The sequence below is a fragment of the Chitinophaga qingshengii genome (genome assembly GCF_014529935.1).
Lineage (GTDB): Bacteria > Bacteroidota > Bacteroidia > Chitinophagales > Chitinophagaceae > Chitinophaga > Chitinophaga qingshengii.
This window is the reverse complement of the sequence record NZ_JACVFC010000002.1, coordinates 1,143,432-1,160,595: the sequence shown is the minus strand read 5'-3', so window position 1 is coordinate 1,160,595 and position 17,164 is coordinate 1,143,432. Positions and strand designations below refer to the sequence as shown.

The 17,164-nt window shown below is 47.0% G+C and carries 16 protein-coding genes; 11 read left to right on the top strand and 5 right to left on the bottom strand.

The features are described 5' to 3' along the window. Nucleotides 1-164 precede the first annotated feature (164 nt). From ICL07_RS19975 to ICL07_RS19965, 3 genes are all read right to left on the bottom strand, one after another. Complete coding sequence (locus tag ICL07_RS19975; protein ID WP_188089781.1) at nucleotides 165-1,268, bottom strand: serine hydrolase domain-containing protein; 1,104 nt, start codon at nucleotides 1,266-1,268, stop codon at nucleotides 165-167. A 128-nt stretch (nucleotides 1,269-1,396) separates the two neighbouring features. Next, a complete protein-coding gene (locus ICL07_RS19970) occupies nucleotides 1,397-1,705 on the bottom strand; it encodes a hypothetical protein (protein WP_188089780.1) in 309 nt (102 codons plus the stop codon). After that, nucleotides 1,702-2,271, bottom strand: a complete 570-nt coding sequence (locus tag ICL07_RS19965; RefSeq protein WP_188089779.1) for an RNA polymerase sigma factor — start codon at nucleotides 2,269-2,271, stop codon at nucleotides 1,702-1,704. The genes ICL07_RS19970 and ICL07_RS19965 overlap by 4 nt, the downstream gene beginning before the upstream one ends. A gap of 84 nt (nucleotides 2,272-2,355) precedes the next feature. Here ICL07_RS19965 and ICL07_RS19960 point away from each other — a divergent pair, with 84 nt between their 5' ends. Continuing rightward, on the top strand, nucleotides 2,356-2,679 hold the full coding sequence (locus tag ICL07_RS19960; RefSeq protein ID WP_188089778.1) for a hypothetical protein: 324 nt from the start codon (nucleotides 2,356-2,358) through the stop codon (nucleotides 2,677-2,679). An 11-nt stretch (nucleotides 2,680-2,690) separates the two neighbouring features. Further along, nucleotides 2,691-4,304 carry a serine hydrolase gene (locus ICL07_RS19955; RefSeq protein ID WP_188089777.1) on the top strand — a complete coding sequence of 538 codons (1,614 nt, stop codon included), beginning with the start codon at nucleotides 2,691-2,693 and terminating at the stop codon, nucleotides 4,302-4,304. Between the two features lie 195 nt (nucleotides 4,305-4,499). On the opposite strand, the gene ICL07_RS19950 is transcribed toward ICL07_RS19955, so the two are convergent. Further along, nucleotides 4,500-4,667, bottom strand: a complete 168-nt coding sequence (locus ICL07_RS19950; RefSeq protein WP_188089776.1) for a hypothetical protein — start codon at nucleotides 4,665-4,667, stop codon at nucleotides 4,500-4,502. Between the two features lie 263 nt (nucleotides 4,668-4,930). Between ICL07_RS19950 and ICL07_RS19945 the strand changes: the two genes are divergently transcribed. The 6 genes from ICL07_RS19945 to gap all read left to right on the top strand — a co-directional run bounded on the left by ICL07_RS19945 (nucleotide 4,931) and on the right by gap (nucleotide 13,932). Continuing rightward, the gene (locus ICL07_RS19945) at nucleotides 4,931-5,890 is read left to right on the top strand and encodes a Fic family protein (RefSeq protein WP_188089775.1); all 960 of its coding nucleotides are present in this window, start codon (nucleotides 4,931-4,933) and stop codon (nucleotides 5,888-5,890) included. Nucleotides 5,891-6,012: 122 nt separating this feature from the next. Further along, on the top strand, nucleotides 6,013-6,570 hold the full coding sequence (locus tag ICL07_RS19940; protein ID WP_188089774.1) for a sigma-70 family RNA polymerase sigma factor: 558 nt from the start codon (nucleotides 6,013-6,015) through the stop codon (nucleotides 6,568-6,570). 44 nt (nucleotides 6,571-6,614) lie between these two features. Beyond that, nucleotides 6,615-7,586 carry a FecR family protein gene (locus ICL07_RS19935; protein WP_188089773.1) on the top strand — a complete coding sequence of 324 codons (972 nt, stop codon included), beginning with the start codon at nucleotides 6,615-6,617 and terminating at the stop codon, nucleotides 7,584-7,586. Between the two features lie 198 nt (nucleotides 7,587-7,784). After that, nucleotides 7,785-11,228, top strand: coding sequence for a SusC/RagA family TonB-linked outer membrane protein (locus tag ICL07_RS19930; RefSeq protein ID WP_188089772.1), 3,444 nt, complete (start codon nucleotides 7,785-7,787; stop codon nucleotides 11,226-11,228). 10 nt (nucleotides 11,229-11,238) lie between these two features. Then, the gene (locus ICL07_RS19925; protein ID WP_188089771.1) at nucleotides 11,239-12,765 is read left to right on the top strand and encodes a SusD/RagB family nutrient-binding outer membrane lipoprotein; all 1,527 of its coding nucleotides are present in this window, start codon (nucleotides 11,239-11,241) and stop codon (nucleotides 12,763-12,765) included. Nucleotides 12,766-12,909: 144 nt separating this feature from the next. Beyond that, nucleotides 12,910-13,932, top strand: coding sequence for a type I glyceraldehyde-3-phosphate dehydrogenase (gap, locus tag ICL07_RS19920; protein ID WP_188089770.1), 1,023 nt, complete (start codon nucleotides 12,910-12,912; stop codon nucleotides 13,930-13,932). Between the two features lie 52 nt (nucleotides 13,933-13,984). On the opposite strand, the gene bla is transcribed toward gap, so the two are convergent. After that, the gene (bla, locus tag ICL07_RS19915) at nucleotides 13,985-14,857 is read right to left on the bottom strand and encodes a subclass B3 metallo-beta-lactamase (protein ID WP_188089819.1); all 873 of its coding nucleotides are present in this window, start codon (nucleotides 14,855-14,857) and stop codon (nucleotides 13,985-13,987) included. A 104-nt stretch (nucleotides 14,858-14,961) separates the two neighbouring features. Between bla and ICL07_RS19910 the strand changes: the two genes are divergently transcribed. The 3 genes from ICL07_RS19910 to ICL07_RS19900 all read left to right on the top strand — a co-directional run bounded on the left by ICL07_RS19910 (nucleotide 14,962) and on the right by ICL07_RS19900 (nucleotide 17,075). Next, the gene (locus ICL07_RS19910; protein WP_188089769.1) at nucleotides 14,962-15,342 is read left to right on the top strand and encodes a PH domain-containing protein; all 381 of its coding nucleotides are present in this window, start codon (nucleotides 14,962-14,964) and stop codon (nucleotides 15,340-15,342) included. Nucleotides 15,343-15,358: 16 nt separating this feature from the next. Further along, nucleotides 15,359-15,913, top strand: coding sequence for an RNA polymerase sigma factor (locus ICL07_RS19905; protein ID WP_188089768.1), 555 nt, complete (start codon nucleotides 15,359-15,361; stop codon nucleotides 15,911-15,913). A gap of 67 nt (nucleotides 15,914-15,980) precedes the next feature. Further along, nucleotides 15,981-17,075, top strand: coding sequence for a FecR family protein (locus ICL07_RS19900; RefSeq protein WP_188089767.1), 1,095 nt, complete (start codon nucleotides 15,981-15,983; stop codon nucleotides 17,073-17,075). The last annotated feature ends 89 nt before the right edge of the window (nucleotides 17,076-17,164 follow it).

The following is a 17,164-nucleotide window of genomic DNA, read 5'->3' as shown; positions in this document are numbered from 1 at the left end:
ATCTAATATTATATCGAATGCTAAATAAGCTCTCCACAACTCATTACATGTCATTCTTTTTAGAAGTTGCTATAATAGGTGAATAAACTCTGAAAAACAGGTAATAAATTTATTACTTTTTCCAAACAAAAAAGTAATAAATTTATTACCTGTTTAAACACTCGTTATTTCTTCACCGCTCCCAATACATCCCTCACCAGCACCTGATTCGCCTGATCGGTTACATCATTATAATAACCGGCCGTCATTACTATTTCCAGGTCCAGTGAAGGTATCATGGCGATTGTCTGGCCGCCGTTGCCTTCTGCCTGAGCCATATCTACCTGTTGACCGGCAACCGTTGGTTTGCTGCACCAGAACTGGAAACCGTAGCCCACGTTTTCTTCATCGGAGTTAACGATCCATTTGGTAGATTGGAGAATCCAGGAAGCGGGGAGGAGTTGCTGGCCTTTCCATTGTCCCCGTTGCATGTAGAGGCGTCCTACACGCGCCATATCCAGCGGGCGCATACGAAGACCGGAAGGCACCCAGTAGATGCCGTCTGCACGGGCGGTCCAGAAAAACTGTGTAATCCCCAGCGGCCCGAAGAGGTAACGGTTGGCAAAATCCCGTATACTCATGCCCGTAGTTCTTTCTACAATCTGACCGAGCAGATGTGTGTTGCCTCCGCTGTAATTGAAGACAGTACCGGGTTTGGCAGTGCTTTTGCATTGCAGTACAAAGCCGGTAGGGTCTTGTGCTTCGAGCATCTGCCGCTCGGCGTTGGCAGGGTTATCGTAGGATACGCGTTCGTTCCAGTCGAGGCCCGAACTCATGGTGAGCAGGTGCCGGATGGTGATATCTGCTTTATCGCCGGTAGCATACTGACGGTAGCCGGGAAAATAATCGAATATCTTATCATCTACACTTTTGATCTTTCCTTGTGCCAGTGTGATGCCTACACAGGCCGACACGATACTTTTGGTAACGCTCCGGCAATCATGCAGACTGTCACGCGTATGCGGAATTTTTCCTACCGGTGTCGGAAAAACGGCGTCTTCTCCCGGAAAATAGTGTTCATAAATGAGTTTGTTTTTGCGTAGGATAAGCAGGCTGTGAATATTGTACTTGCCATTGCTGATATCATTTTCCAGTGCAATGATTTTATTCTTGTCTATGTTGGCTTCTTCAAAAGTTCCCGTTTCCTGATCGGGCGGTTCGGGTATGTTATGGCCATCATGGCAGGAGCAAAAGATGGCTGCTAAGAGAATAGGAATGAGCTTTCTCATGATAGATAGATTTTTCAATAGTGAATGGGGAATTCCCGCTAAAATGAGTGCATGCGGATATACGACGGGTAACAATGAACTTACCCCTATGAGAAGTGGAATTATTTATTGTTTTTTCAGCAAGACTATTATAACGATTTGTAACGCCGGAAGAAAAAGAGCGTAACCGCTAAAGCCATGATGAACCCTGAGACGCCGGTAAATAACACCGGCTGTATGGTGAAAGGTTGCAGGAGAAAAAGAATCCATATATTCAGGAGGAGAAGTATTCCCAGGATAACTTTCCCCAGGAAATGCCATTTCGGTTTTATGACGCCTGATTGTCGCCTGCGAGCCCATAATACTTCATTCGCCAGTTGATCGGCGAAGTCCCTGTCTGTTTTTTCAATGCCTTCGAGGATAGCAGGCCGGAGAGTATCTTTTTTTGACGTATTCATAGTAGTTCTTTAAGTTCGTGCTGTAACAGATTTTTTAAGGTTATTTCCAATTGTTTTCTGCTGCGTAGCAGCCTCATTTTTACTGCAGATTTTTTCATATCCAGGATCTGTCCGATTTCCAGTGTAGATTTATCTGCCATATAGTGAAGGGTGATGATCAGCCGATCTTCCAGTTTAAGTTGCTGCAGGGCAAGGTCTATATATTTTTTTCGTTCGGTTTGTCGCAGCTGGTTCCAGGATGATTCTTCTCCGATAGCAGGAAAGTCTGTTTCGCTTACAGGTGCTTTTTTCGCATAACGTTTAGTCAGTGCTGTGTTATAAACAATGCGGTATAACCAGGTGGAAAAGCGGGCGGCCTTTCTGAAGTCGCTCAGGGCGGAAAATGCTTTCATAAACGCATCTTGTATCACTTCTTCTGCATCTTCCCGGTTGTTGAGAATTTTGAGTGCCAAGGTAAAAGCGATATCCCGGTAGGTATCTACCAGGTAGCGGATAGCTTCAGCATCTCCCAGAATAGCCAGCTCCAGTAGCTGGTCTTCTGTCAGGCGGTGTTTGTTCAGCGACATAACTGCTTAGACGCAATCCGTCAACAAATGGTCACATGTGACCACCTGGAATAGATTTTAGTCTTATAGAAAAATACAAAAATCATGTTAATAACTTCAGCTGCTTTATGTATTGCCATTGCGCTGGTAGTATTTGGTATCAGCTATTATTATTTTACCACGCGACACCAGGAGAGGATGACTATATTGGCAAAAGGCTTGCCTCCGGATTTTTTTAAGAACAGTCAAAACTATCTGCCCCTGGTCCTGACAATGGGGATGAGCTGTATAGGTATTGCTCTGGGGGCCGGAGCGGCCTGGTGGTTGACCTTTGTTGTCGGGATAGTTCCGCTGTTTTCTGTTCCGATGGGTATTTTTTTGTTTTGGGGATTGGCCTTGTTGGGAACATTTATCTTTCTTAAACGCTAAAAAAGCGATATATGAAAAGTTTAAGATGGTTTATTGCCTTGTTGCTCGTATGTCAGCATATGATGGCCCAGGTCAATACAAAAGCATTGGATGCTGTTATGCAGGACCGGTTTCCGGCAGGCGCTCCCGGCGCGGTTGTCATCGTCGCCAAAGATGGGGAAGTGTTATATCACAAAGCATTTGGCTTGGCGAACCTGGAGCAACAGTTACCCATGACTACAACTGCTGTTTTCCGCATCGGTTCCAATACCAAACAGTTTACTGCCGCCGGTATTTTAAGACTGGCTGAAGAAGGTAAACTATCGCTCGATGATGAGATCACGAAGTTTATTAAAGATTACCCGACGCAGGGACAGCATATTACCATCCGGCATTTATTGACCCATACTTCCGGTGTCCGTAATTATACCGGCATGGCTAAATTCACACCGGATGTAAGACGAAAGGATTTAACGCCGGCGGAGTTGGTAGCGTTCTTCAGCAATGAGCCCATGGATTTTACACCGGGGACCCGGTTTCTATATGATAATTCGGGATATGTATTGCTCGGATATATTATTGAGCTGGTAACCGGTAAGCCTTACGCACGATATATCCGGGAGCAGTTTTTTACACCCCTGGGGATGTCCCATTCTTTTTACGACAGCGCTCAAACCATTATTCCAGGCCGTGTTGGGGGATATAAACAGGGAAAAGACGGCTATCTGAATGCAGACTACCTCAGTATGCAATTGCCATATGCGGCAGGTTCGCTGTTATCTACTACAACGGACTTGTTACGTTGGTACGAAGCCGTGATGAATGACCGGGTTATCAGTAAACAAAGCAGGGAGAAGGCGCAAGCCAGTTATGTATTACCTGATGGACACCTCACCGGATATGGGTATGGCTGGGAGACAGGCCGCGTACAAGATTATCCATCGGTGAAACATAGTGGTTCTATTAATGGTTTCCAGTCGTTTACTTTATACTTACCCGATCAGCATATTTTTGTCGCCATCCTTTCCAATAACGAATCAATAGGCGATCTCGACAAACCATCTGCTGAAATGGCGGCTATCACCATGGGTAAACCTTATCAGACAGATGAAAAATTCCAGCGGGAAAAAACTTTATCGCGCTGCACGGGTGTATATAAAACAGCCGGCGGCGAGCGGGTGGTAGCCTTGCAGGATGGACAGCTGTACTGGTATGCCCGCGGTGGTGGAAAGAGGCGTCTGATGCCGTTGGGCGGAGATCGTTTCAGATTAGCGCAGACCCTGGTCACGATGCAGTTTGCCGGTGACAGTGTAGCCGTGAGCAGCACCGGCCTCCCGGAAACGGGTATACGTATTGGCGCAGCGCCGGCGCCGTTGAAAAAAGCGGTTGTTACGGTGGAAACCATGCAGGCATATTGCGGTCACTACCTTTTTCCGGACAAGATGGATTTTGAAGTGGTGCTGGAAGAGGGCAAGTTATATGGACAGGTAGGGCAGGACCGTAAAGAACTGCTTCCTGCTGCCAGGAACCGGTATTACGCCAAAGACCTGGATGCCGAGCTGGTGTTTAATGAAGATGCAAAGGGAAAGGTGGTGAGTGTGACGAAGCGGCAGAATAGTGTGGCGGAGGGGAAAAGGGTGGAGTAGGTTAGACTGTTATTTGGGGGCTACGGGCGTCAGCTTGTTTACGTGATTTGATAATGAGCTGCATAACACCGGTTTCCCTTAGAAACTTGGCAGCGGCTCTTTTGGAGGTGGTAACTCTTTTCCGTTGAGCAATTAATGCGTTTTTGATTTGTTGATAATTTGATTCATTCATACTTCAATTTTTGGTATACGAACTTATCCTTGAGGAATACATAAGTGTTTGTATGGCGCCCTGAGATTTCCTTTGGGGGTGATAATCCCTGCTTTTACCAGAAAAGCTTTAGACGCACGCTTATCTTTAGACAGTTGTTTTGAATACTTCTCGATAGCTTCAACGAGATCCTTGATTTCTTTTGTAGACATGGTCGTTCTCAGGGTTGAAGGTGAATATTTATGCCGCAAATCTACCATGCTTAATTCAATTTTTTGCAAGTCAAATGTTAATGAAAATAATTATGTTATAATGATAAGATAATTGTTATTGAAATGTGCTTCTGATACTTCCATGGCCATTTGGGGCCGGATTCAGCAGGGGTATTCCAAAAGACGAAAATGAAAATTTAACCGGAATTAACTTAAAAAGAATATTTTTGATAGTATCAAATGATACTATCAAAAATAATATCATGAAACCACCATATATCATCACAGATAACATCCTGAAACTAATAGCTTCCATTTCCGAGAAAATAGGAGCAATTAATGCGACTCATTTAAATAAAGTACCTACACAGCTAAGAAAGGAGAATAGAATCAGAACGATACAATCTTCTCTTGAAATTGAAGGGAATAGTCTTTCTGAAGAGCAGGTGACGGCCATTTTGAATAACAAGCGGGTATTGGCACCTCAAAAAGATATATTGGAGGTGCTGAATGCAATTAGCTTATATAATAATTTAGCTGATTTTAAGCCTAATAATCTGAGTTCATTTTTAAAGGCTCACCGTATGCTCATGACCGGACTTGTTGCTTCTCCGGGTGTATTGAGAACAAAGGCTGTGGGTATTGTAAAAGGAAGCCAGATAACGCATGTAGCTCCTCCCGGAACGCTGGTCAAATCATTGGTAAACGATCTTTTTGGTTATTTGAAAAGCAGTGAAGAGCTAACATTGATCAAAAGCTGTGTTTTTCATTACGAGATAGAATTTATTCATCCTTTCGTGGATGGTAATGGTAGAATGGGACGTTTTTGGCAGACTGTTATTCTAAAGGAACAGTATCCGATTTTTGAATTTTTGCCTGTTGAACATATTGTAAAGAAGCGGCAGGAGGATTATTACAAGGCGCTCAGTATAGCGGATAAATCCGGGCAGTCCACTGTTTTTATTGAATTTATGTTATCGGTTATTAAAGAATCACTAGATGAGTTGTCATTGGTGAGACCTGTTAAGTTTAAGGCCAATGACCGTATAGAGAACTTCAGGAAGATTACAGGTAAGGCGATATTCACCAGAAAAAATTACATGGAACAATATCCTGAGGTTTCAGCAGCTACAGCAAGCAGGGATCTTAAAGAAGCTGTCGACAACGGTATTCTGTATAAAGAAGGAGAAAAGAACACCACCTACTACCAGTTTTTTAAATGATAAAATAATTATCTTCCTCATTTATCCCCGATAAACCGTATTCCTTCCCTCTCAATTAAAAATACTTTGTACTTTGTGGGTTTACTACAACGTAGCATGTCATAACCCTATGCTTTTTAAAAATGACGCAACACGACCGGACAATTTCCGCTGCCGAGTTAACAGCGGGTTTGCGTAACCACGACAAAGACCTCTTTCAGCAACTGTACCAGGCCTACAGCAGGGAGCTTTATCTGTTGGCTTTCCGTTGGGTGCAGGATGAAGGGCTGGCAAAAGATATGGTCCATAACCTGTTTGTGTACCTGTGGGAAAAAGGAGGTGACCTGACGATCACCGGAGAAGTTCGCCATTACCTGTTCCGCGCCATTACCAACCGCTGTATCAATGAATTAAAACGCCGTTCCCGTACTGTCAGCGAAGAATTGCTCCACTTTGAATCTGATACTGCTTCTTTCTATGAAATAGCGGATTATATCCTGTTTCAGCAGGAGTTATTAAAACACCTGGCGCCTTTAGCGCCCCGCTGCCGTGAGATATTTATCCTGAGCAGGGTACATCACCTGGAACCGGCTGAAATAGCGGAGAAACTGGGTATCACGCTCAATACCGTGTATTATCAGCTGTCTATCGCTCTCACTGCATTACGGACCGCCCTGCTGCCGAAAAAAAAATTACGCTGACATCAAAGTTTATTATTTCCCAGTTGTCATAATAGTATAGCGCCATGAAAAAAGAGGAAGTACCAGGATTTATTATAGCCTGTTTGTCTGAACCGGACAATGCAGCGAAACAGCAGCAGTTGCAGGACTGGCTGCTGGAGGATGAAACGCATCCAGCTATCCTGGAAGATTATCGCCGGCTATGGCAGGCAGCTGCCCTGTTGCCGGAAAATGATTTCGACGTGGCGACAGGCTGGGACAACCTGCAACAATCCACTGTATTACGGCAGCCTCCGATGACGGTGTCCCATCGCCGCCGCTGGTGGAAAGTGGCGGCGGTACTGCTGCCGGTGCTGCTGGCGGCAGCGTGGTGGCGGCATACGCAGCAGGACCGGGAAATGGTCACCTATATTGCGCAGGGCAACCTGAAAGACAGCCTGCAATTGCCTGATGGCTCCAAAGTATTCCTGCGGCCGGGTACCGTGCTGCATTACCGGAAAAACTTCCGGAGCCGTACGGTGGAGCTGCAAAGCGGTGAAGCCTTTTTTGATGTAGTGAAAAACGAACAGCAACGATTTACGGTAACAGCCTTTCACGCTGCGGTGGAAGTACTGGGTACCTCATTTAACATCAAAACATCTACGGAATACACCGATGTGGCGGTCTGGGATGGTAAAGTAAGGCTCAGCGCCGGTAATGGTCAGCCTGGTGTGCTACTAACGCCGGCGACTATGGGAAAAGTGGACGCCTACACCGGCCAGGTAGAAAAACTGGCAGGCACTTTTGAATACCGTTGCGGTTGGGCCAACAACGACCTGAGCTTCAGCAACCAGTCACTCGGTACTGTACTGCACACGTTATCCTCTATTTATCAGGTGAGGCTGCGGACAGCAGATACTGCCCTGCTTCAGGAAAACATCACGGTCAGATTTAAAAATATCACGTTAGAAGAAGCACTGGCGGTCATCAGGGAAATGTTAGACCTGAAAGCAGATCACGTGTCTTCCGCTGAATATATACTGAAAAAAATGAAATAAGTTACCAGCATCACAGTATCCTGATTCTTTGTTATCAAGCAGTAGCAAATCCTGCCTGGCCAACGGCCTGCCACCTTGTTATGCCTGTAATTTACGGATGATACCTTTTCCCGGGAAAGGTAAAGGGAGACTGTATGTTGTCCCCAGGAGCCAATGTCCTGGGCTAACGGTCAATATCAACTAAAATCAATGCATTGCATGAAAAAACTCAATTTCATCTGCACGGTTATCCTGGTCATTTTTACCTGTGCCTACGCTGTTGCACAAGATGCTGCCTCCGTGCTATCAAAGCGGGTATCACTGGATGTGACGGATAAGCCGGTGCCCGAAATCCTCGGACTGATCGAAAAACAACTCGCTATCTCTTTCGCGTATCCCAATGAGATCGTCAATGGACGGGGTAGTTTCTCTTTTAAAGAAAAAAGTATTCCGCTGGAGAATGTACTGAAAGTACTGTTCCCCGCCGGCAGCTTCCAGATCAAGGCGATGGGCAATCATGTCGTGATCAAACAACTGGCTAAACCACAGGGCGCGGTGATACAGTTAAAAGGCCGTGTACTGGACAAACAAACGGGTGAAGCGTTACCCGGCGCGGTGATTACTGCACGGGAAACCAACCAGGCGGTGGTATCCGGCGAGGACGGCTCTTTTACCCTGCCGGTTCCACAAGGAAGCGCCTACAGCGTTGCCTTTATTGGTTACGAAACCACTACACAAACCGCCGCCAGCACGAAGGCTGCGGACGTACTACTGCCCCGCCGTATCTCCGAAATGAATACGGTAGTGGTAACCGCGTTAGGTATCGGAAGACAACAGCGTTCTCTCGGTTACGCCTATACGGACTTGAAAGGAGAGGAATTTACCAAAGCCCGGGAAAACAATCCCATTGCATCTCTCAGCGGCAAAGTAGCTGGCCTGGATGTGAGTATGACTAACAGCGGCGCCGGCGCTTCCGTGAAAGTAACACTGCGCGGCGTGAAAGTAGTTGGCGGCGATAACCAACCGCTGTACGTGATAGATGGTGTGCCTATTAACAATTCTTCACCCGGACAAGCCGATAAATACGGTGGGTACGATTTGGGTGATGGTACCAGCATCATCAACCCCGATGAGATTGAAACCATGTCGGTACTGAAAGGTGGCGCGGCCACCGCGTTATACGGCAGCAGGGCTTCCAATGGGGTCATTCTCATCACCACAAAAAAAGGAAATAATAAAGGGCTGGAAGTGGAAGTAACTTCCAATACCGTACTGGAAAAGCTGAATAACAGCTACGATTTCCAGGAAGAATATGGCATGGGCCGCGCCGGTACCCTCCCCCGCGATGTGGCTACTGCCCGCTCTTATTCACAGGCCAGCTGGGGCCCGCGCCTCAACGCTGACAGCCTTACGTGGTTATGGAATGGCAAAAAAATGCCTTATACCAAAGCGGCCAACCCTATCCAGAAATTTTTCCGCGAAGGCCTGACCTTGTCCAATTCCGTAGCGCTGGCTACCGGTAACGATAAGAGCCAGCTGCGGTTTACCTATACCAATCTGCATAACAAAGACATTGTACCTACCAGTGGCCTGGACCGCCATAACTTCGCCCTGAGAGGTACTTCCCGTCTGACGGATAAACTGAGCATCGACGCCAAAGTAGCTTACCTGAATGAAAAGGTAAACAACCGTCCTGCGTTGTCTGATAACCCGAACAACGTAGGATATGTGCTCAGCGGCATCGCTCCCAATATTTCCATTGATTGGCTGAAAGAATATAAGAACCCCTCCACCGGTGAGTATATTGACTGGAACAACGACCAATACCAGGTAAACCCCTACTGGGCGCTCAACGAACAACCCAATAACAGTAAACAGGACAGACTGACCGGCTTCGCGCTCCTTAAATACCAACTGACGCCTTACCTGGCAGTTCAGGGCCGCACCGGTACCGATTATTCGAAATTCAGCTTTCGGGAGTTCATCGAATTTTCCTCACCTTTCAATACTTCAGGCGGTATCAATATGAAAGACCGCACGCTGCGTGAAACCAACTCGGAGCTGCTGCTCACCTTCAGCAAACAAGTGAAAGACTTTCATATTGGCGCCAACCTGGGTACTAATCGCATGGATTATGAAGAAAATGTACTTAACACCACTGGCCGGGATATCAGCGCGAGAGGCGTAAAAAGTATCAATAATTTCCAGACAAGGCTCAGTAATGAAGTGATTAACCGTAAACGGATCAATTCCGTGTACGGCGCTGTGAGCCTGGCTTACAAGAGCCTGTTGTACCTGGATATCACCGGCCGTAATGACTGGTCATCTACCCTGGGCGCAGGCAATAACTCCTTCTTTTATCCCTCCGTTTCCACCAGCTTCGTTTTCAGTGAACTGTTGCCACAGAACGATCTGCTGAACTTCGGAAAAGTGCGCCTTTCACTGGCACAAACCGGTGCAGATGCCGTTGATCCGTACCAGTTAAAACTGACCTATGCTGCTAATCCTGATATTCCTACCATCGGTGGTTATTCTATTGGTGGTGTTGGAATGGACAGAGTGCCGTACGTGTTGCTCAAACCCAGTATCAGTAAATCATTTGAAGCCGGTCTTAACCTGGTGATGCTGAAAAACAGGGTGAACCTGGATCTGACTTTCTACCAGTCCAACACCCGCAACCAGGTATTGAACGCGCCTATTTCTTCTTCCAGCGGATACACTTCTGCGGTGATCAATTCCGGTAATGTGCAGAACAAAGGCGTAGAGATAGCACTGGGCATTAAACCTATTGCCACAAGAGATTTCAGCTGGGATGTAAACCTGACCTGGGCCCGCAACGTGAACAAAATCCTGGAACTGAGCCCGCTGGTATCCGGTTTTTATACACTGGCATCAGCCCGCTGGGCCGGCAGCTCCATCGTAGCAGAAGAAGGACAGGAATATGGCGTGATTGTAGGCCGCAAGTTTTTGCGCGATGAACAGGGCAATATGGTATTGGATGAAAAACTGCTGCCGCGTTATACCGATACTGACGCCCGTATTGGCGGTGGTCAATATAAATGGATCGGTGGCCTGAACAATCGTTTTGCCTATAAGAATTTCACCTTGTCAGTACTGCTGGACGTGAAACAAGGCGGCAATATTTACTCTATGACCAACCTGCGTGCTTATGCTACGGGCAGGCATAAAGGCACCCTGGAAGGCCGTGAAGGCTGGGCGCAGTCTGAAAAAGAAAGAGCCGCTGCCAATGTGGAGCCTGCCAACTGGAAGGCTACCGGCGGTATGCCTGTATCCGGTGTACAGGAAGATGGCGTAGATGGAAACGGTCATGTGAAATACAAACAGGTATCCGGTTTTGTAAGTCCGCAGGTATACTGGGACCGCATTACGAGCAATATTCCGGAAGCCTTTATTTACGATGCGTCTTTCGTAAAAGTGCGTCAGATTACACTTGATTATCGTCTTCCTCAAAACATACTTCGTAAAACCATGATCCGTGATATTACTGTGTCGCTGGTAGCACGTAATCCCTTTATCGTGAGCAAACACGTACCGAACATCGATCCGCAGTCGAGCTACAACAACAGCAATGGACAAGGGTTTGAATATGGTTCATTACCTACCCGCCGCTCTTATGGTATTAACCTGTATGCAAAATTCTAAATCTATGAAGATGAAAAGATTTTTTCTGCCGATAATGACCGTATTGCTGCTGGGCAGTTGTACGAAAGATTTTGAAACCATTAATGAAGATCCTACCAAAGGAACGTCAATTGCGCCCGGACAGCAGCTGGCCGCTGCCGCTTACTTCCTCAGCGGTGGCCGTGAGTCCGGTTATACGAACATGTATCTGTTTATGCCGATGGTACAGTATGTAAACGGCGCTTATGGCATGCGTGCAGGGACTAAGTTTGTACGGGACGATTTTTATAACGAAAGAGTATGGGAAATCTTTTATAACCGCAGTCTCAAGCAGCTGATAGATATGCTGTATAACTGTGAGAAAGACCCGCAGTTAGTGAACTACACTGCCGCAGGCCGCATTCTTAAAGCGTATATTTTTTCTATCCTGACAGATACCTATGGTGATGTGCCTTATTTTGAGGCTGGCATGGGTTTTTACAAGAACAACTATACACCGCGTTACGATAAGCAGGAAGATATTTACAACGACCTGTTTAAAGAACTGGACCAGGCGGTGAAACAGTTTGACGATAGTAAAGACAAGATCCAGAACGATATCGTATACCAGGGTAACGTCGCCAAATGGAAGAAGCTGGCCAATTCCCTGCGTTTGAGATTGGGTATGCGGTTAACGAAAGTGAATCCGGCCAAAGCACAACAGGAAGTGCAGGCCGCTCTCGCTGGTGGTACGATTAGCAGCGCAGATGATAATTTTAAAATGATTCATGAAGATTTCGCTTATCCCGATCTCCGGGGTAACGGATTGGCGCAGGCCTTGCAGGAAGTACAAACCTTCAACTACGTGCACGGCACTACGACTTTCGTGAAATACCTGAAAGCAGAAAATGATCCAAGGCTGGTATCTTTCTTTGTTAACAAAGATGGCAGTGGCAAGGATATTACTCATCTGACCCACTATCTGCCTATTGCGCCTGGTTTGTACTGGTACGATGAATGGGCCGATTTTAAAGCCGCTGATGGGAGTTATGTTCCGCATGGCAATAAATTCTGCAAGATTAATACGCCTTTTTATCAACAGAAAGGCTCCTTCCTGCACCTGGGATACGCGGAAGTGGAATTCCTGAAGGCAGAAGCCGCCACCAGGGGCTGGTTTGGCGAAGATGCCAATCAGCATTACCAGCAAGCTATCCGGGCGGCCATGAAGCAGTTGGAAATGTATCCCGGCATGACGCCAATAGGCGCCCAGGAGGTGACCGACTTTGTTAACGCGCATACACTGACAACTGGTAAAGAACTGGAACAAATCAATATGCAGAAGTGGGTGGCACTGTTCCCCAACGGTTATGAAGCCTATGCTAACCTGCGCCGTACAGGGTTTCCGGTGACAGAGGCGGTGAAAGATCCCAACGGAGAATCTGTTACCAATGGCGTAATGCCCCGCAGGCTGTTTTATCCCGCTACAGAAGCGCTCAATAACACCAAAAACTACCAGGAAGCTTTAAACAGGATAGGAGGAAAGAATGACTGGCTTAAGCATGTATGGTGGGACAAATAACACGTTGTGACAAAAAAGGGCTCAAATAATTTTTGAGTCCTTTTTTATTGTTTTGTAGGTTGTTATGTATGATTGTATGATAGTATGTGTGTTTTGGCTATTAATACAATATCTGGTAATTTTACAGGCTACAACAATATCAACATGAGAATAGCTATAAATGGCTTTGGACGTATAGGCAGGATGTTTTTACGTGTGCTGCTGCAGAAAAAAGGAATTGAAGTAATCGCCATCAATGACCTGGCAGATATCCCAACGCTGGCACATCTTTACACGTATGATTCCGTACATGGTGAATATCAGGGAAGCGTAGAGGCTACCGCCGATTCGCTGGTGATTGACGGGAAACCGATCCGTATTTTATCCGAACGTGATCCGCTGCAACTGCCCTGGGCAGCGATGGATATTGACCTGGTGATCGAATCGACCGGTAAATTTACCGGCAGGAAAGGGGCTGAACAGCATCTGCAAGCCGGCGCCAGACAGGTAATCATATCGGCGCCATCAGCGGATAAAGATATACCTACGGTCGTATTGGGTGTAAACGATCATTTAATAGATCTTACTTCTCCGGTATTGTCCAATGCCTCCTGTACTACCAACAACGTAGCGCCGATGGTAAAAGTGCTGGATGATAACTGGGGTATTGTAGACGGGTACATTACTACCGTCCATTCCATGACAGGGGACCAGAACCTGCACGATGCGCCACACCGGGACCTCCGCAGAGCACGGGCTGCTTCGGCGTCTATTATTCCTACCAGCACCGGCGCGGCAAAAGCCATCACTTCTATCTTTCCGCATCTGGAAGGAAAAATGGGCGGAGCAGGCATCCGCGTACCGGTTTTAAACGGCTCACTGACGGATTTTACCTGCATCCTGAAAAAACAGCCAGGCAGCGTGGCGGAGATCAACGCTAAATTTAAGGAAGCTGCAGCTACCTCCATGAAAGGTGTACTGAAATACACGGAAGCGCCTATTGTATCCATCGATGTGGTGGATAATCCCTACTCCTGTACCTTCGACGCTTTACTGACCTCCATCGTAGGAGACCTGGTGAAAGTAGTAGGCTGGTACGACAACGAATTCGGATACTCCAACCGCCTCGCGGATTTAGTAGTACGTATTGCTGAATTAAAACACCAGGATACAACTATCCATAAATAAACCACCGCAGTAATATTGAAAACGCAGTAGAAGCCTTGCTCTACTGCTTTTTTTATGGTTGTTCTTCGGCTAGTTTCTTCAGATAGGCAGCTTTGAGATTGGCTAACTGTTTATCGTAGTCCGTTCTGTCTGCGAAGGCAGCAGGGTTATAGGCATCGCCGTCTTTACGTTTTTGATGCAGGCTGAATTGACTGGCATGGGCTGCCAGCCAGAGATCGAATTGGATTTTAGGCATGGTGTCCAACGTATAGGCGTAATCTTTAGCCATGTCCGGATAACCCTTCACGGCAGAAAGTTTCCGGTTGGTAATGATTGTTGGCATATTTGCCAGCAACACTTTGTAACGACGGTTATCATCTTTCACTTCAAAAATAAAACTGCATGAACCGATCGTGTGCCCCGGATGGTGCAGCATCACCAGCTGCATGTCTCCCAGGCTGATGGTATCCTTATCATGTAAGATACGATTGACTTTTACCGGGCTGTATTGACTGACAAGTCCTCCTGTTTCATAGTCCGTTTTGCCGCCGGTTTCCGAAACGCTGACATCACCGGCATCTACCATAAAACGGGCGCCGGTTTTTTGTTGTATGGCGGCCATGGCGCCCATATGATCAAAATGGGCTTGCATGGTCAGGAGTATTTTAATGTCCTTAAACCGGAAACCCAGCGCTTTGATGTTTTTTTTAATGGTTTGTTCAGAAACTGCCAGACCGGTATTAACCAGGATATGCCCGGCAGGAGTGGTAATCAGGTAGCTGGAAAGGTCATAGGTGCCTACATAATAGAGGTTGCCGGCTATACGAAAAGGTTGTTGCGGCTTTATCCATTCCGGGGGTATCCGTGTTGGCTCCAATACAGGTTGTGCGAAGGAATTGGTGGCGGCGCACAGGGCTGTCATCCATAATAGCAGAGTGCTAACCATTCTAAGTTGCATAAGCGGAAAGAGTTGTGGGAGTTGAGTAACAAAAATAGCGGTTCGTACCTAGCCGGAAAAATTTTTATACCTTACCCGGAAAATATTAATCTATGGGATTTTTTTCAGCGCTGCTGGGAAATGCAGGAACAGTTAACCAGGCTGAATTGGAACGCGAGTACAGCAAACTGCTGACAGACACGGAGGTAATAGAACTGGGCTTTAAGCTGTTCAGAGACACTTTTATTTTTACCAATAAACGTTTGATTTTGGTAGATAAACAAGGTATTACCGGCAGCAAAACGGAATATAAAAGTGTATCATACAAGAGTATCAGCCGGTTCAGCGTAGAAACCGCCGGTACTTTTGACCTGGATGCGGAACTGAAGATCTGGGTCAGCAGCGAGGCTACGCCGAGTATTGTGAAAACTTTCAATAAATCCGTGAATGTATATGACGTGCAGAAAGTACTGGCGCATCATGTATTAGGATAGTGCTTAAAACCAGCCCATGTCAACGGAAGAAGATCATCATAGCCAGCAATGGGAGCGACTGCGGAGCGGCGACAAACAGGCATTGTTTGCGCTGTACAACAGCAATTATCCCCATTTGCTGCGCTTTGGGCTGAAACTGTGCGGTAACGATGAATTGGTAAAAGATTGTATCACGCAGTTATTTCTGCAGCTGTGGAGCAAACAGGCACAGCTGAAACCGGTGACTAACGTTCCCGCCTATCTGTTTACCGCCCTGAAGCGGCAGTTACTTGATCAGTTGAACTATCAGTCGCGCATACACGATGCCATCCACCGGATGACGGACAAAGAAGCAGAGAGTGAATTGTCCTATGAAGACATTATCATCCGGGTACAGCAGGATGATGAGATGAAACAACGCCTGCACCAGGCCATGAAAGCCCTTACACCCCGGCAGATAGAGCTGGTAAGACTTAAATTCTTTGAAGGACTGAGTTATGAAGAAATTGCTGCCCAAACTTCCCAAACGGTGAAAACCGCCTACAATACTATCTATGACGCCATTAAAACCCTCCGGAAAAAACTATCCTGAAAAAAAGTTCCTTTTTGTCTAGGAAAAACATCCTTTCCCGCCGTCTGTATAAAAAAGGGTTATCTGCATGAACTTCCAGGATTACGAGGCAATTGATTTTGCCTGCGACGAATCTTTCCAGCGGTATTGCCGGGAGGAACAGGAAGCGGACATCACTTTCTGGACCGAATGGGCCAGCCTGCATCCGGAGAAAACAGCGGCATTACAGGAGGCCCGTCAGCTGGTCGCTTTGTTGTCTGCCCGCCAGGGTGGCCGGATGGAGCAGCTGAAGCACCTGCAGGACGGACTGACGCAATACGAACTGCTGCAACAGACGCTGGATAATGATTTGCCTGTTATGGAGCCCGCCCGTCCGCGTCGTGTTTCCCGGCCGGTATATCGCTATGCCGCTATGTTGGGAGGTGTATTGCTACTGGCTGCGGGGATATATTTCTTCAGCAGGCATCCGTCTGCGACACCAGCCCCGGGGCAAATGGCGGCTGCCACTATCATTTCTGCCGGTGATGAGCCGCGTAAATCGGTGGTATTGCCCGACGGGTCCTCGCTGGTACTGCGTAAAAACAGCCGGGTAGAGCTGGCAGAAGGGTTTAACCGCAGCAACCGTGATCTGACCCTGACAGGAGAAGCTTTTTTCGACGTAACCCAGAACATACAGTTGCCTTTTATGGTGCATACCAGTGCTTTTGATATCAAAGTACTGGGGACGGTGTTTAACGTGAGCGCCTATACGGGGCATCCGCTGATGGAAGCCGCTTTGTTCAGGGGGAAAGTGGAAATCACCACCCCGCAGGACCCGGCCCGGAAAATAGTATTGCAACCCAATCAGAAACTGACGGTCATAGCGCCGGAAAGCGGGCAAATAGCCGTGAACCCGGCCCTGAAGGTAGTCCCGCTGGATGCTGACCCTGTCAACCACAAAGCCCGGGAAATAGCCTGGGTGCGCAACCGTCTGGAGATTACGAATGAACCGTTGTCCGGTATTGCGGGGAAACTGGAGAAATGGTATGGTATCCGGATAACCTTCGGGGATGAAGACGTGAAACAATACCGCTATTCCGGTACGTTCGAGAGTGAGACTGTACTAAAGGCATTGGACGCCCTGCAACTGTCCTATCCCTTCAACTTTAAAATGGTAAACGATACAATCATCATCAGTAAATAAAAAATCAACCAGTAACAACCAAAATAAGAAGGGGAAGTGTTCGCACCACTTCCCCCGGAATTAGGCCAGATAATGTCCTGAATGATCAT

Bases quoted from the DNA above. Each gene is read 5' to 3' on its own strand.
- ICL07_RS19975 (WP_188089781.1), bottom strand. From the start codon at position 1,268: ATGAGAAAGCTCATTCCTATTCTCTTAGCAGCCATCTTTTGCTCCTGC.
- ICL07_RS19970 (WP_188089780.1), bottom strand. From the start codon at position 1,705: ATGAATACGTCAAAAAAAGATACTCTCCGGCCTGCTATCCTCGAAGGC.
- ICL07_RS19965 (WP_188089779.1), bottom strand. From the start codon at position 2,271: ATGTCGCTGAACAAACACCGCCTGACAGAAGACCAGCTACTGGAGCTG.
- ICL07_RS19960 (WP_188089778.1), top strand. From the start codon at position 2,356: ATGTTAATAACTTCAGCTGCTTTATGTATTGCCATTGCGCTGGTAGTA.
- ICL07_RS19955 (WP_188089777.1), top strand. From the start codon at position 2,691: ATGAAAAGTTTAAGATGGTTTATTGCCTTGTTGCTCGTATGTCAGCAT.
- ICL07_RS19950 (WP_188089776.1), bottom strand. From the start codon at position 4,667: ATGTCTACAAAAGAAATCAAGGATCTCGTTGAAGCTATCGAGAAGTAT.
- ICL07_RS19945 (WP_188089775.1), top strand. From the start codon at position 4,931: ATGAAACCACCATATATCATCACAGATAACATCCTGAAACTAATAGCT.
- ICL07_RS19940 (WP_188089774.1), top strand. From the start codon at position 6,013: ATGACGCAACACGACCGGACAATTTCCGCTGCCGAGTTAACAGCGGGT.
- ICL07_RS19935 (WP_188089773.1), top strand. From the start codon at position 6,615: ATGAAAAAAGAGGAAGTACCAGGATTTATTATAGCCTGTTTGTCTGAA.
- ICL07_RS19930 (WP_188089772.1), top strand. From the start codon at position 7,785: ATGAAAAAACTCAATTTCATCTGCACGGTTATCCTGGTCATTTTTACC.
- ICL07_RS19925 (WP_188089771.1), top strand. From the start codon at position 11,239: ATGAAAAGATTTTTTCTGCCGATAATGACCGTATTGCTGCTGGGCAGT.
- gap (WP_188089770.1), top strand. From the start codon at position 12,910: ATGAGAATAGCTATAAATGGCTTTGGACGTATAGGCAGGATGTTTTTA.
- bla (WP_188089819.1), bottom strand. From the start codon at position 14,857: ATGGTTAGCACTCTGCTATTATGGATGACAGCCCTGTGCGCCGCCACC.
- ICL07_RS19910 (WP_188089769.1), top strand. From the start codon at position 14,962: ATGGGATTTTTTTCAGCGCTGCTGGGAAATGCAGGAACAGTTAACCAG.
- ICL07_RS19905 (WP_188089768.1), top strand. From the start codon at position 15,359: ATGTCAACGGAAGAAGATCATCATAGCCAGCAATGGGAGCGACTGCGG.
- ICL07_RS19900 (WP_188089767.1), top strand. From the start codon at position 15,981: ATGAACTTCCAGGATTACGAGGCAATTGATTTTGCCTGCGACGAATCT.